Genomic DNA, 13,305 nt, shown 5'->3' on the forward strand with positions numbered 1-13,305 from the left:
AAAAACTTTTATTTTCAAATACGCCCCCCAAAACAGGGGCCGGAAAGATCAGTTGGCGCTGCCTGGCAGCGTCAGGTTTCCCGGCGGGGGGGAACGCAGTTGCGGCGTGGCCGCCGGTGTCGCGCTGTCCCCGTCATCGGATGGATAGCCGGAGGGGAAGATGGCATCTGGTCCCGTATTCGCGGGCTTGGGGGCCGCTTGTGCCGGGGTGGGCGTGGCAGGCGCCGCGGCCGGGACATCGGTCGGGCCGCCGCCAATGGTCATGGTGCTGGTATCCGGGGCGGGCGTGGCCTGTGTGGTCGGGGCAGGCTGCGGTTCCTCGCTCCCGTCCAGCGGCTGTGCAACGATGCCGCTGGGTACCTGTCCCTGTCCGGTGACCAGCCAGTTGCCCAGATTGTTGCGGATCTGGTTTTCCAGTTCCTTGCTCATGTCCACCAGCATCATGTTGGCGAGGGTATTCAGGTTTTCCGGTGTGTCGCTGTTGCCGTGCTTGCGCTTCGGGTCATAGGACCGGGTGACCTGGGCCACGGCATAGCCCGTGCGGCGGCCATCGGCCGAGGTCACATCCAGATGCACGTTCAGCTGCCCGTCCAGTATGCCACCCGGCTCATGCAGGATGGAGGCCCGGTCGATGGTGAACACACCCTCGCCCCCGCTGCCAGCGGCAATCAGTCGGTCATGCGCCATCTGCTTGAGGAGCTGGTCGGGCGGGTTGGGTGCGCGACCCGACAGGTCGCCCGGCACCAGTCCCGGCTGCCCCCGGTCCACGATCGAGATGGATGCCACATTCAGGTTCAGCGGCTGGGCGTCGCCATATTGCGGTCCCTCGAACGTGGCAGGGGTGTCATCGTGATGATGGCTGCGGCTGTAGGCGGGATCGCACAGCGGCAGCGTCAGGAACGGCAGGCTGGCCACAAGTGCCGTGCGCAGGCTGCGGCGCAGGGCAGGGGCAAAAAGCGGCGAACGGTTCGGTCGCATGGATTGTATCCCGGTAACAGCAGGCGCGCACGGCGCGGTAGGTCAGGTCAGGCCTGCAAGCGTGCCATGGTACGCGCCGGTGGAACAGGGGCAGGACAGCATCAGGCCGCCTTGCCGCCGATCTCATCACGCTGGAAGTGGAAGCTGTGGTTGCAGAACGAACAGTTCATGGTGATCGTGCCATCCTGCGCCATATGGTCCAGGTCATCCAGCGGGAAGGTCTCCAGAATGCCCGACAGGCGCGCGCGCGAACAGCGGCAGCCAAACGCCAGCGCACGCGGCTGGCCCGCAATCAGTCCTTCGGCATGGAACAGGCGGTACAGCAGGTCCCCCGACGAAAGGTTGTCATCCAGCACCTCGCGCGCCGTCAGCGTCGTGGCCAGGGTGACGGCGGTTTCCCACGCATCATCGCCTTCTTCGGTCGTGATGTCGTTGTCTACACCGCCATCCATGGCGATCTTTTCCATCACCAGCGCGCCAGAACGCCAGCCCGCAGGTGTCTTTTCACAGAACAGCCTGACCCAGCAGGCATGCTGTTCGCTGGTGGCGAAGTAATGCGCGGCCATTTCCGACAGGCTTTCGCCATTCATCTCGACAATGCCCTGATGGATGTCGGTGTCAGGCCCCTGATCGACGCTGAAGGCAATGTAACCCTTGCCCAGCAGCTGGCTGGCGGTCGGGTTCGGGGTGGTTTTCAGCAGGTCGGTCACCTGTTCGTCATCCGACCGGGCATGGAAGCGCAGCGCGCCGGAATCGGTGCAGTCCGCCAGCAGCAGGCTGACCGGACCATCGCCCTTGGCCTGCAGGGAAAACGATCCCTTGAACTTCAGGGACGACGCAAGGGCCGCCACCAGCGCCAGCGCTTCCCCCGCCAGTCGCAGCACGGCGTCGGGATTGTCATGGCGGGTCAGCAATGTGTCGGTCAGCACGCCGGGGCGGACAAGCCGGCCGCGCACCGGCCGGTGGTCCAGATAGAACGGCACGACACCCTGCGTCACGACCAGATCGGGCGTATCGGGACGGCTGGCGTCCAGAAAGGCGGGGGAGGGATTATTGGCAGTCATGGCAGAAACCCGCAGCATCACGGCCCCCGTTGCCGGGGGCGTGGGTGATCAGAGATTGGCGGTAATGTCCGCCTCCAGCGCGGCGAGGCGCTGGTCGAGGTCTTTCAGCTGGCCTGATGGCAGCAGCCCATCCGCCTCCAGCGTGGTCATGGCACGCTGGCGGCAGCGGTCATGTTCCATATCCAGGTCTTCCGTGCGGCCCGCGCCGGCAATGCAGTCCAGATAGGCGTCACGCACCGCGTCAATGCGGGTGTCACGGGTGGGCAGGGCGGCAAAGATGTCACGCACGCTTTTTTCCGCCCAGCCGGGGACTTCCGGCGTGTCTTCGGTGCCAGTGGGCAGGGCGGGCTGTTCGGCCGGTCCGGTCATGCCGTGGGTTCCTTTCCATATTGCTGCCAGTCCTCGCCACACAGCGCCCAGACCAGGATGCCCTTCTGCGCATGCAGGCGATTTTCGGCCTCGTCGAACACGACGGAATGCGGGCCTTCAAACACGTCTTCCGTCACCTCTTCCCCGATATGGGCAGGCAGGCAGTGCAGGAAAAGGGCATCGGGTGCCGCATGTGCCATCAGGGCCGCATCGACACGGTATGGCTCGAACGCGCTGATGCGCTGTGCCGATTCCTTGTCGGACATGCTGACCCACGTATCGGTAATGACCGCATCCGCCCCCCTGACCGCTGCCACGGGGTCGGTCGTGACAGTGATGTCCGCCCCCTGTTCGCGCGCCCACGCCACGGCAGCGACCGATGGCGCGTGCGTCGCGGGGGTGGCCAGACGCAGGCGGAAGCCGAACAGGGCCGCCGCCTCGATGAAGGAGGTGGCGACATTGTTGCCATCGCCCACCCATGCCAGCGTGCGTCCCTTAATCGGACCGCGATGCTCCTCGAACGTCATGATGTCGGCCATGATCTGCACCGGATGCGAATCCGGCGTCAGGCCGTTGATGACGGGAACGCTGCTCCACCGTGCAAGCTGGCGCAGGTTTTCCGTCCTGCCGGTGCGCAGCACGATGGCATCAACAAAACGCGACAGCACGCGGGCGGTGTCGGCAATGCTTTCCCCCCGGCCCAACTGCATGTCGGCGGGTGAGAGCAGGATCACGTTCCCGCCCAGCTGCTGCATCCCCACTTCAAACGAGACGCGGGTACGCGTGGATGGCTTGGACAGCATGAGACCAAGCGCGCGTCCGTGCACCGGCAGGGCCGGGTGCAGCGGGCGGGCGCGATGGTGCTGCATGCGCTTGATCCCGGCCGCGACATCCAGGATCGCCCGCAGCGTCGCGGGGTCAAGGTCACGCAGGTCAAGGAAATGGCGCGGGGTCACGTGGGTGGGGGCCTGCAGCGCGTTCATGCCACGTTCTCCGGCTTGGCGGCGGCGACATGGGCGCGTACCCGCACGGCCACACGGTCCAGCATGGACAGGGCATCGGCACAGTCGGCTTCGGTCACGGTCAGGGGGGGCAGCATGCGCAGCACGTTATCGCCCGCCGTGACACTCAGCATGCCTTCAAGAATGGCGGCATTCTGCACCAGCGCCACATCGGCGCTGCACTTCAGGCCGATCAGCAGCCCAAGCCCGCGACGGCTGGCAAAGACATCCGGATAGGTTGCGCATAGCTGGTCAATGCCCGCATCCAGCTGTGCCGCCCGTGCGCGTACCCCTTCAAGGAAACCGGAGGCAAGCAGGATGTCCAGCACCGCATTTGCCGCCGAGCATGCCAGCGGGCTGCCGCCAAAGGTCGTGCCGTGGCTGCCCGGCGTCATGTGCTTCGCGATGGTTTCGGTGGTCAGCACCGCGCCCATGGGAAAGCCGCCGGCAATGCCCTTGGCGGTGGACAGGATGTCAGGCGTGATATCGGACCATTCATAGGCGAACAGGCGGCCCGTGCGCCCCATGCCGCACTGGACTTCATCCACGCCGAGGAACAGGCCGTACTCGTCACATACCGCGCGCAGTTCGCGCATGAAGCGCGGGGTGGCGACATGGATGCCGCTTTCGCCCTGTACCGGCTCGATCATGATGCCGGCCGTTTCCGCCCCGATGGCGTCGCGCACGGCATTCATGTTGTTGAGCGGCACATGGTCGAATCCCTCCACCCGCGGACCGAACCCGTCGAGGTATTTGGGATTGCCCGTGGCCGACAGCGTCGCCAGCGTGCGCCCGTGGAACGCGCCGTTGAAGCAGATGATGCGCGTGCGTTCGGGGTGGCCGGACTTCGCCTGAGCGCGGCGGATCATCTTGATCATGCCTTCGTTGGCTTCCGCGCCGGAATTGCAGAAGAAGGCGCTGTCGGCAAAGGTGTTGGCCACCAGCCGCTGTGCCAGAAGCTCGGCCTGCGGCACGCGGTACAGGTTGGACACGTGCATCACGCGCTGCGCCTGCTGTGTGATGGCGCCGACAAGGTGCGGGTTGTTGTGCCCGACCGAGGAGGTGGCGATACCGGACCCGAAATCGAGGAATCGTCGCCCGTCCACCGTGTACAGCCAGGCACCTTCGCCGCGCTCGAAAGCGAGGTCGGCGCGATTGTAATTCGGCATCAGGGCGGAAATCATGGAACAGCCTTGTGATTTCAGGTCAAAGAAAAAGGATCGGGGTTCAGAAACGAAAACGGCCCACCGCCATGGGGGTGGGCATATTCCGTTTTCCGATTTCTCCGGCCACCAACGGGGGTGGCGATCCAACGCGCCGTCCTGCATCCGTCTGTCGGGCCGGAAAAAGAAAGAATATGACCCGCCTGTGTGAAATGCAACCTTCGCGCCATTTCCGCCCCCGTCATGGCCATGGCAGCCATACATTCGCGCATAATGATGGGCGTGGGCGCATGGCTGTGGCACAGTAGGGGACATGGTCGCCCGTCCTTCCCGTTCCGCCCCCCGACCGCTTGCCCCCGTGCCGGATGCAGCCCGGCTGCGTGAGGTGGCACTTGCCTATCTTGCACGCTTTTCCGCGACCCGCGTGGGTGTGGAACGGGTGCTTGCGCGTCATATCGACCGCTGGGTGCGCCGCGCGGTCAGCAGCGGCATGGATGAAGGGGACGCGACCCGCGCCGTGCAGCCCGCACGCGGCGCCATTGCCGGTATCGTGACGGATATGGAGGGGCTGGGTGCTGTCGATGACGCCCGTTTTTCCGAATTCCGCGCCCGCTCCCTTACCCGCGCGGGCCGCTCGCGCCGCATGGTCGCGGCCCATCTGGGCGTGCGTGGCGTGGATGAGGCTACGGTGAGCCACGCGGTGGATGAAGCCCTTGGCCCGCGGGACGGTGAAGGGCGGGAAACCGAACTGGCCGCAGCCCTTGTCTTTGCCCGCAAGCGTCGCGCCGGCCCCTTCGTGCGCCCCGATGCGGACGAAGCCGAGGCGGATAAACGCTACCGCCGCGCCATGGATGCCATGGCGCGGGCAGGTTTCACCCATGATACGGCGCGCAGGGCGCTGGACATGGAACTGGGGGAGGCGGAGGACAGGATCATGCGCATGAGGATGGCATGAAGCAGGTGCTGGCACGGATTGCTGCCATGGGCAGCCTGCTGTCGCTTGCGGCATGCGCGGGCGGCGGCAGCGGGCATGGCTGGCACGGGGCGGTGCAGTGCGCGCCCTATGCAAGGCAGGTCACGCATGTGCAGCTGAGTGGGGCGGCCGCGTCATGGTGGGGACAGGCGCAGGGCCATTATCCACGCACCCATGCGCCACGGGCGGGGGCCGTGCTGGTGTTCCGCGCCACGGGCCGCCTGCCTGACGGGCATGTATCGGTCGTGCGTTCGGTGCGCAGCCCGCGTGAGGTGCTGGTGGACCAGGCCAACTGGGTGCCCGGGCGCGTCGGCCGGGGCGAACCGGTGATCGATGTGTCGGCCCGCAATGACTGGTCGCGGGTAAAGGTCTGGTGGTCCCCCATTCACGACATGGGCAAAACCGTCTATCCTGCTTACGGGTTTATCCTGCCGGCAGGCTGACCGGGAACCGGTGGGGGTGCTTGCATATCACCGCCTCTCCCCTCACATAGGCGGGGAAGGGCAGGCCGCCGCCATATGGGATGGCGGATGGGAAATACGGTATTTTGCGTCATGGACGCGGATCGAGGGATGCGATGGGTAGCTTGAGCTGGGGACATTGGCTGATCGTGCTGGTGGTGGTGCTGGTACTGTTTGGCGGCGGTGGCAAGATCAGTTCGCTCATGGGTGACATGGCGCGCGGGATCAAGTCGTTCAAGAAGAACATGGCGGATGACACCCCGGAGGAGCCGGTGCCCACCGGCCATATCCAGGGGCCGGGCAAGGAAAAGGACGCCTCCTTTACCGAAGCGCCGCAGCATTCGACCAACAACGTGAAATGATGATGGGCCGCGCGCCGGTGGCGCGTGGATGGGCGGCGTAATGGATAAAGCAGTGTTTCCGGCCGGGGCGTACTGCCGTGCGGTGGAACAGATCATGGCGGCGGGGCGGCGCATGGACCGTTTCGGCTGGGTACCCGCCACGGCGGGCAATATCAGCATCCGCCTGCCCGACGGCAATCTGGCCATCACGCGGTCGGGCGGCCACAAAGGGCAGCTGGGGGCGGACGGGGTCATATGCGTCGATGCGGCGGGCAGGCCGCTTGCCACAGGCGACCGGCCCAGCGCCGAAACCCTGCTGCACTGCCAGATCTATGCCCATGACCCGAAGGCGGGCGCGGTGCTGCATGGCCATTCCGTCGCCTCCACCGTGCTGTCGCGGCTGGGGGGGGACGCGCTGGTGCTGGAAAATTACGAAGTCCAGAAGGTTTTCGCGGGCCAGAAAACCCATGCGGCACAGTTACACGTGCCCATATTCGATAATGACCAGGACATTGCCCGCCTGTCCGGTATCGTCGCACCCCATCTGGATGGCATGTGCGCGGGCTACATCATCCGTGGCCACGGGGTGTATGTGTGGGGGGCGGACATGGATACCGCGCTAGCCCGGCTGGAAGGGCTGGAATTCCTGCTGGCCTGCGAACTGGAAGAAAGGAAGTTCCGATGAGCAGCCTGAATGTCTATGCCGATAACAATCCCGGCACGCCCATCATCCACCTGACCGACCCGAAGCGGATCGCATCCGAACTTTCGGCGATCAACGTGCGCTTCGAACGCTGGGACAGCCCCGTCGTCCCCCCGCGCACGGCACCCGAAGCCGAGGTGCTGGATGCCTACCGTCCCTATCTGGACCAGCTGATGGGCGAGACGGGTGCGGGTTCGGCCGATGTGCTGCGTGTTGGCCCCGAGACACAGGGCTGGGCGCAGGCGCGCGGCAAATACCTGTCCGAACATGTCCATAGCGAGGACGAGGTCCGCTTTTTCGTTCACGGGCAGGGGGATTTCATCCTACATGTGGGCGGGCGCGTATATGACGTGCGCTGCACGGCGGGGGACCTGATTTCGGTGCCTGCTGGCATTCCCCACTGGTTTGATGGCGGGGAGGCACCGGATTTCGTAACCCTGCGCGTTTTCACCAACCCCGATGGGTGGATCGCGCAATATACAGGCAGTGACATCGCGGCCCGCTTCCCCGTTGAAGCCTGACCCGCACTGAGGGAGATGAGAACGTGACCCAGGCCACGCAGCCGCCAGTACGTGCGGTGCTGCTGGATATTGAGGGAACGACCATACCGGTTTCCTTCGTCCATGACACATTGTTCCCCTATGCCCGCAAGGCGCTGCCCGAACTGCTGCGCAAACGGGCGGATGACCCGGCCGTGCGTGCGCAGGTGGAAGAAATCGCCCGTCTTACCCCCGGCGTGCCGCCCCTGCGCCAGCTTGAATCCTGGATGGATGCCGATGCCAAGGTCGCCCCCCTGAAGGCGCTGCAGGGCATGGTCTGGGCGCAGGGCTATGCCGATGGCGTGCTCAAGGCCACGCTGTATCCTGATGTCACACCGGCGCTGCGCTGCTGGGCGGCGGCCGGGCTGGCGCTGGCGGTCTATTCATCCGGCTCGGTCGCGGCCCAGAAGCTGATTTATGGCCATACGACCGATGGCGACCTGAGCAGCGTGTTCGTCGGCTTTTACGACCTGCAGATGGGCGGCAAGCGCGATGCGCGAAGCTATACCAAAATCCTGCAGGACGCGCAGTGGCAGGCGGGCGATGTGCTGTTCCTGTCCGATGTGGTGGCCGAACTGGATGCGGCGGCGCAGGCGGGCCTGCGTACCTGCCAGATCGTGCGCCCGCAGGATGGTACGCAGCCCGGCACCACGCATCCCGTGGCCGCGACGCTGGATGAAGCGGCCGAACGCTTTGGCCTGCCCCGCGCGGTGCAGGCATGAAGGCGCACCTGCATACTGACTGGCGCGATATTCCCGATACCGCGCGCGGCGCCGTGGCGGCGCTGGGCAATTTCGATGGCGTGCATCTGGGCCATGCCCATCTGATACAGGCCCTGCATACGGCCCGTCCTGACCGCAGGCTGGCCGTCGTGACGTTCGAACCCCACCCGCGTGAACTGTTCCGCCCGCAGGATCCGCCCTTTCGCCTGACACTGTCGCAGGAACGTTTTGCCGCGCTGTCCGCCCTTGGTGTCCAGCATGTGTTCCAGATCGCGTTCGACCGTGAATTCAGCGCCATGAGTGCCGAGGATTTTGTCACCTGCGTCCTGCATGAAGGGCTGGGGCTGCATCATGTCGCCTGCGGCATGGATTTCGCCTTTGGCCACCGCAGGCGCGGCAATGTCGCCTTCCTGACCGAGCGCACTGCCGAACTGGGGATCGGGCTGAGCGTCGTGCCGCCGCTGTCCGATGCGCTGGGTCCGTATTCGTCCAGCCGCATCCGCCGGCTGCTGCAGGACGGCTACCCCGAACGCGCGGCGGAGGAACTGGGCCGCCCGTGGTCGATTCGTGGCGTGGTCCAGCATGGGGACAAGCGTGGCCGCCTGCTGGGCTTTCCCACCGCCAACATCGCGCTGGGCCGCCATCTGGAACCGGCGCGCGGGGTCTATGCCGTAAGCGTGCGCATGGCCGATGGCAGCGTCTATCCCGGCGTTGCCAATATCGGCCGCAGGCCAACCATCAATGACGGGCAGGAAAGTCGGCTGGAGGTCCACCTGCTGGGCTTTTCAGGTGACCTGTATGGCCAGACCCTGTCGGTGGCGCTGCATACCCTGCTGCGGGCCGAACGCCGGTTTGACGGTCTGGATGCGCTGAAAGAACAGATTGCGCGCGATTGCACGCAGGCGATGGCGTACCTGTCCACCCACGAATTCGCGCCCGTATCCGCCAGAACTTGACCCCGCGCCGTCGCGGTCCCCATAACGTTGCCCAGCATGCGGGCCGCCCGGTTGCGCATGCACTTCCCCTTGCCAGAAGAACAGAACAGGCCATGTCCGAGTCAAAACCACAGGATCTCTACCGGGAGACGGTCTTCCTGCCGACCTCTTCCTTTCCCATGCGGGGCAACCTGCCCAGGCGGGAGCCGGAGATTCTGGCGGGATGGGAGAGCGAGAAGCTCGATGACCGCCTGTTTGAACAGGCGCGCGGCCGTGACGTGTTCATGCTGCATGATGGCCCGCCCTACGCCAACGGGCACCTGCATATCGGCCACGCGCTGAACAAGATCCTAAAGGACGTCATCAACCGCGCCCACCGCATGTCGGGCTACGGTATCCATTACGTGCCGGGCTGGGACTGTCACGGCCTGCCGATCGAATGGAAGATCGAGGAAGAATACCGCAAGCGCGGGCAGGACAAGGACAGCGTGCCGGTCCTGCAGTTCCGTGCCGAATGCCGTGCTTATGCCCAGAAATGGCTGGATACGCAGGCCAGTGAGTTCCGCCGTCTGGGCGTGCAGGCGGAATGGGCCAACCGCTACGCCACCATGGATTTTTCGTCCGAGGCGGCCATCGCGGGGGAAATTGGCAAATTCCTACTCAACGGCCTGCTGTATCGTGGCCTGCGCCCGGTCATGTGGAGCCCGGTTGAAAAAACCGCGCTGGCCGAAGCCGAGATCGAATACCGCGACCACGAATCCACCGCCATCCACGTGGCCTTCCCCTTCGTGACCGACCCTACGCCGGCGAAGGCGCTGAAGGACGTGGCGGCCGTGATCTGGACCACCACGCCGTGGACCATTCCTGCCAACCGCGCTATCGCCTATGGCCCCGACATCACCTATGCCGTGGTGCGCGTTGATGGCGTGGGCGACAATGCGACGCTGGAACCTGAAGCCCGCGTGCTGGTGGCCGAGGACCTGATCGCGCCTTTCTGCGAGGCAGCGGACGTTACCGCCCATCATGTGCTCTACACCCTGCCGGGCAGCGCGCTGGAAGGCGCCATCTGCGCCCATCCGCTGCGGGGGCAGGGTTATGATTTCGACGTGCCGCTGCTGCCCGGCGCGCATGTCACGACCGAAGCGGGCACGGGCCTGGTCCATACCGCCCCCGCCCATGGCGAGGACGACTTCAACCTTGGCCGCGCCTATGGGCTGGAAATCACCGAAATGGTGCTGGGGGATGGCCGGTATGCCGACTGGGTGCCGCTGTTTGCCGGTGGCCATGTGTTCAAGGCGGCCGAACCGGTTTGCCAGGCCCTGCTGGAAGCCATGCAGCGCGCCGTGGCGGCGGGCACGGCACCGTGTGGTCTGGTGGCGCGGGCCGTGCTGGTTCATTCCTATCCCCATTCATGGCGTTCGCGCGCGCCGATCATCTATCGCGCCACCCCGCAGTGGTTCATCAGCATGGATGGCGAAGGCCACCTGCGTGAACGCGCACTGACGGCGCTGGAAAAGGTGACGTTCGTGCCCGCGCAGTCGCGCAACCGCCTGACATCCATGGTGGCGGGCCGTCCCGACTGGTGCATAAGCCGCCAGCGTGCGTGGGGTGTGCCGATTGCCGTATTCGTGGAAAAACGCACGGGCGAGGTCCTGCGCGATGCCGCGGTGATGGAGCGCATCGTCACCGCCTTCCGCGCGGAAGGGGCCGATGCGTGGTACAGTTCCCCCGCCGCGCGCTTCCTGGGTGAGGGCCGCAACCCCGACGATTACGAACAGGTGTTCGATATTGTCGATGTGTGGTTCGAAAGCGGTTCGACCCATGCCTTCGTGCTGGGGCATGGCGACATGCCGTTCCCCGCCGACCTGTATCTGGAAGGGTCCGACCAGCATCGTGGCTGGTTCCAGTCCTCGCTGCTCGAAAGTGTCGGCACGCGCGGCATTGCGCCGTACAAGGCGCTGGTCACCAACGGTTTCGTGCTGGATGAGCAGGGCCGCAAGATGTCCAAGTCCCTGGGAAACGTCATCGCGCCACAGGACGTGAATGACAGCCTTGGGGCCGATATCCTGCGTCTGTGGGTCATGAACTCCGATACGAATGATGACCTGCGCATCGGTAAGGAAATCCTCAAGCAGCAGGGCGAACTCTATCGCCGCCTGCGCAATACGCTGCGCTGGCTGCTGGGTGCGCTGGACGGCTTTACCGAAGCCGAGCGCGTGCCCTTCGGGGAACTGCCCGAACTTGAACGCTGGGTCCTGCACCGTATGTCCGAACTGGGCAGCCTTGTGGCGCGTGCGGTGGAAACGCATGAATGGGTGGGTGTCTATCCCGCGCTGCATGGCTTCTGTGCCGCCGACCTGTCGGCCTTCTATTTCGACGTGCGCAAGGACACCATCTACTGTGATGGCGCATCCAGCCTGAAGCGCCGCGCGGCGCGCACGGTGCTGGACCAGTTGCACCGCTGCCTGTGCGCGTGGCTTGCCCCCGTGCTGGTCTTCACGGCGGAGGAGGCATGGCTGGCCCGTCCCGGCAATACCGAAAGCATCCACCTGCAGCCGTTCCCCGAACTGCCGACGCAGTGGCATGATCCGGAACTGGGGGACCGCTGGGCCATGCTGCGCGCGGTGCGTCGGGTCATTACGACCGAAATCGAGACCGCGCGTCGTGACGGCATGGTCAAGTCATCGCTTCAGGCGGCACTCGACCTGCCGCTGTCGGAAGCAGAAGCCGCACGGTTCGACGGCGTGGACTGGGCGGAACTGACCATCGTCTCGCAGGCGGATGTGAACGTGATCGCGGGGGCCGGTTCGATCTATCTGGACGAGGACGGGGCACAGGAGGGCGTGCCGCATGGCATTCCCACCATCAGTGTCGCGGCGGGGCATAAATGTGCGCGCTGCTGGAAGGTGCTGGAGGAAGTGGGACAGGACAAGGCCCACCCCGAACTGTGCCTGCGCTGTGTCGATGTGGTGCGGGACGGGGCGTAACCTTCATGAACAACCGTGTTCTGGGCGGCGCGTGCCTGCTGGGCGCGCTGGTGGCCGACCAGGCCAGCAAGTTCTGGATACTCGATATCTATGACCTGCCCGCGCGTGAAAGCGTGCCGCTGCTGCCGGTGCTGAACCTGACGATGGTGTGGAACCATGCCATCACGTTCGGCATGCTGGGCGGTGCCGGTGCGGCCGGGCGCATCATCTTTTCTGTTGCGGCGCTGGCGATCGTGGCGGGGCTGGCGGTATGGCTTGCACGCACGCCGCGCCGGTGGGTGGCGGTTGCGCTGGGCATGATCATGGGGGGGGCGATCGGCAATGTCATTGACCGGTTGCGCTTTGGCGCGGTGGTTGATTTCATTGACGCCCATGCTTTTGGCTGGTCATGGCCGGTGTTCAACATCGCCGATGCCATGATTGATTGCGGTGTTGCGATCCTGATTATCGACAATATGCGTAATCGCGATGCAAACTAGGGGAGGCGCGGCCTGCACATGCTTGCCGAACCGTTCCACTAACGGTAATAGGCGAGATATGGCGATTTCTGCTTTCAGACCCCTTTCCTGTGCAATGCTTGTCTCGGGCGCCTTCCTGTTGTCAGGCTGCACCGGTGCCGATGTTTCGCGCGCCTTCGGGCTGGAGCGGAGCCTGCCGGACGAATACACGGTCACCACCCGTGCGCCGCTGTCCATGCCACCGTCCGATGAACTGGGCGCGCCCAACAGCAACGCCATCCAGCGTGCGCAGGATACCAACCCGCGCATGCAGGCGCTGGAAACGCTGTCCCCCAATGTGGCGCTGCAGGGCGCTGATGGCACTGACAGCGCAGGCCAGACCGCGCTGGTGGGTGAAGCCCAGGTTGCTTCCAATGCGGAGGACAAGGGTGAGATGGGTCGTGCCGACACCAGTTTTGTTGACAAGCTGATGTTCTGGCATGGCGGGGGGGCCGGTAACCTTGTGAATGGCAAGGCGGAGAATGCCCGCCTGCGTGAGGATTCGGCCCTTGGGCGCAACCTGACGCAGGGTGCGACCCCAACCGTCAGCGGTCCCAAGAAATAAATGGCCT

15 protein-coding genes are annotated in these 13,305 nt (G+C 65.0%); 10 read left to right on the plus strand and 5 right to left on the minus strand.

The genetic code is table 11. The features are described 5' to 3' along the window. Positions 1–48 precede the first annotated feature (48 nt). The 5 genes from AC1RQ9_RS13135 to AC1RQ9_RS13155 all read right to left on the minus strand — a co-directional run bounded on the left by AC1RQ9_RS13135 (position 49) and on the right by AC1RQ9_RS13155 (position 4,596). Complete coding sequence (locus AC1RQ9_RS13135) at positions 49–978, minus strand: hypothetical protein (RefSeq protein WP_485987325.1); 930 nt, start codon at positions 976–978, stop codon at positions 49–51. Between the two features lie 101 nt (positions 979–1,079). Beyond that, positions 1,080–2,060: an Hsp33 family molecular chaperone HslO gene (hslO, locus tag AC1RQ9_RS13140; RefSeq protein WP_485987326.1), complete on the minus strand. Its 981-nt coding sequence runs from the start codon at positions 2,058–2,060 to the stop codon at positions 1,080–1,082. Between the two features lie 30 nt (positions 2,061–2,090). Continuing rightward, positions 2,091–2,411 carry a hypothetical protein gene (locus AC1RQ9_RS13145; protein WP_485987327.1) on the minus strand — a complete coding sequence of 107 codons (321 nt, stop codon included), beginning with the start codon at positions 2,409–2,411 and terminating at the stop codon, positions 2,091–2,093. Next, positions 2,408–3,394, minus strand: a complete 987-nt coding sequence (argF, locus tag AC1RQ9_RS13150; protein WP_485987329.1) for an ornithine carbamoyltransferase — start codon at positions 3,392–3,394, stop codon at positions 2,408–2,410. The genes AC1RQ9_RS13145 and argF overlap by 4 nt, the downstream gene beginning before the upstream one ends. After that, entirely contained in the window at positions 3,391–4,596 is a 1,206-nt protein-coding gene (locus AC1RQ9_RS13155) for an acetylornithine transaminase (RefSeq protein ID WP_485987331.1), read from the minus strand. Before AC1RQ9_RS13155 ends, argF begins: the two co-directional genes overlap by 4 nt. A gap of 292 nt (positions 4,597–4,888) precedes the next feature. On the opposite strand from AC1RQ9_RS13155, the gene AC1RQ9_RS13160 reads away from it, so the two are divergent. The 10 genes from AC1RQ9_RS13160 to AC1RQ9_RS13205 all read left to right on the plus strand — a co-directional run bounded on the left by AC1RQ9_RS13160 (position 4,889) and on the right by AC1RQ9_RS13205 (position 13,298). Continuing rightward, entirely contained in the window at positions 4,889–5,530 is a 642-nt protein-coding gene (locus AC1RQ9_RS13160; protein ID WP_485987332.1) for a regulatory protein RecX, read from the plus strand. Beyond that, positions 5,527–5,991, plus strand: coding sequence for a CHAP domain-containing protein (locus AC1RQ9_RS13165; protein ID WP_193732706.1), 465 nt, complete (start codon positions 5,527–5,529; stop codon positions 5,989–5,991). The genes AC1RQ9_RS13160 and AC1RQ9_RS13165 overlap by 4 nt, the downstream gene beginning before the upstream one ends. 134 nt (positions 5,992–6,125) lie before the next feature. After that, complete coding sequence (locus AC1RQ9_RS13170; RefSeq protein ID WP_227672595.1) at positions 6,126–6,371, plus strand: twin-arginine translocase TatA/TatE family subunit; 246 nt, start codon at positions 6,126–6,128, stop codon at positions 6,369–6,371. Positions 6,372–6,411: 40 nt separating this feature from the next. Beyond that, positions 6,412–7,035 (plus strand): methylthioribulose 1-phosphate dehydratase, encoded by a 624-nt coding sequence (locus tag AC1RQ9_RS13175; protein WP_485987335.1) that lies wholly within the window; start codon positions 6,412–6,414, stop codon positions 7,033–7,035. Beyond that, entirely contained in the window at positions 7,032–7,574 is a 543-nt protein-coding gene (locus AC1RQ9_RS13180; protein ID WP_485987337.1) for a 1,2-dihydroxy-3-keto-5-methylthiopentene dioxygenase, read from the plus strand. Before AC1RQ9_RS13175 ends, AC1RQ9_RS13180 begins: the two co-directional genes overlap by 4 nt. A 23-nt stretch (positions 7,575–7,597) precedes the next feature. Then, positions 7,598–8,314 carry an acireductone synthase gene (gene mtnC / locus AC1RQ9_RS13185; RefSeq protein ID WP_485987339.1) on the plus strand — a complete coding sequence of 239 codons (717 nt, stop codon included), beginning with the start codon at positions 7,598–7,600 and terminating at the stop codon, positions 8,312–8,314. Then, on the plus strand, positions 8,311–9,270 hold the full coding sequence (locus AC1RQ9_RS13190) for a bifunctional riboflavin kinase/FAD synthetase (protein WP_485987341.1): 960 nt from the start codon (positions 8,311–8,313) through the stop codon (positions 9,268–9,270). Before mtnC ends, AC1RQ9_RS13190 begins: the two co-directional genes overlap by 4 nt. A 92-nt stretch (positions 9,271–9,362) precedes the next feature. Then, positions 9,363–12,236, plus strand: coding sequence for an isoleucine--tRNA ligase (gene ileS / locus AC1RQ9_RS13195; RefSeq protein WP_485987343.1), 2,874 nt, complete (start codon positions 9,363–9,365; stop codon positions 12,234–12,236). A gap of 5 nt (positions 12,237–12,241) precedes the next feature. Then, complete coding sequence (lspA, locus tag AC1RQ9_RS13200) at positions 12,242–12,715, plus strand: signal peptidase II (RefSeq protein ID WP_193732700.1); 474 nt, start codon at positions 12,242–12,244, stop codon at positions 12,713–12,715. 94 nt (positions 12,716–12,809) lie between these two features. Continuing rightward, on the plus strand, positions 12,810–13,298 hold the full coding sequence (locus AC1RQ9_RS13205) for a DUF3035 domain-containing protein (RefSeq protein ID WP_193732699.1): 489 nt from the start codon (positions 12,810–12,812) through the stop codon (positions 13,296–13,298). Positions 13,299–13,305 lie beyond the last annotated feature (7 nt).

Source organism: Komagataeibacter ossonobensis (assembly GCF_057359305.1).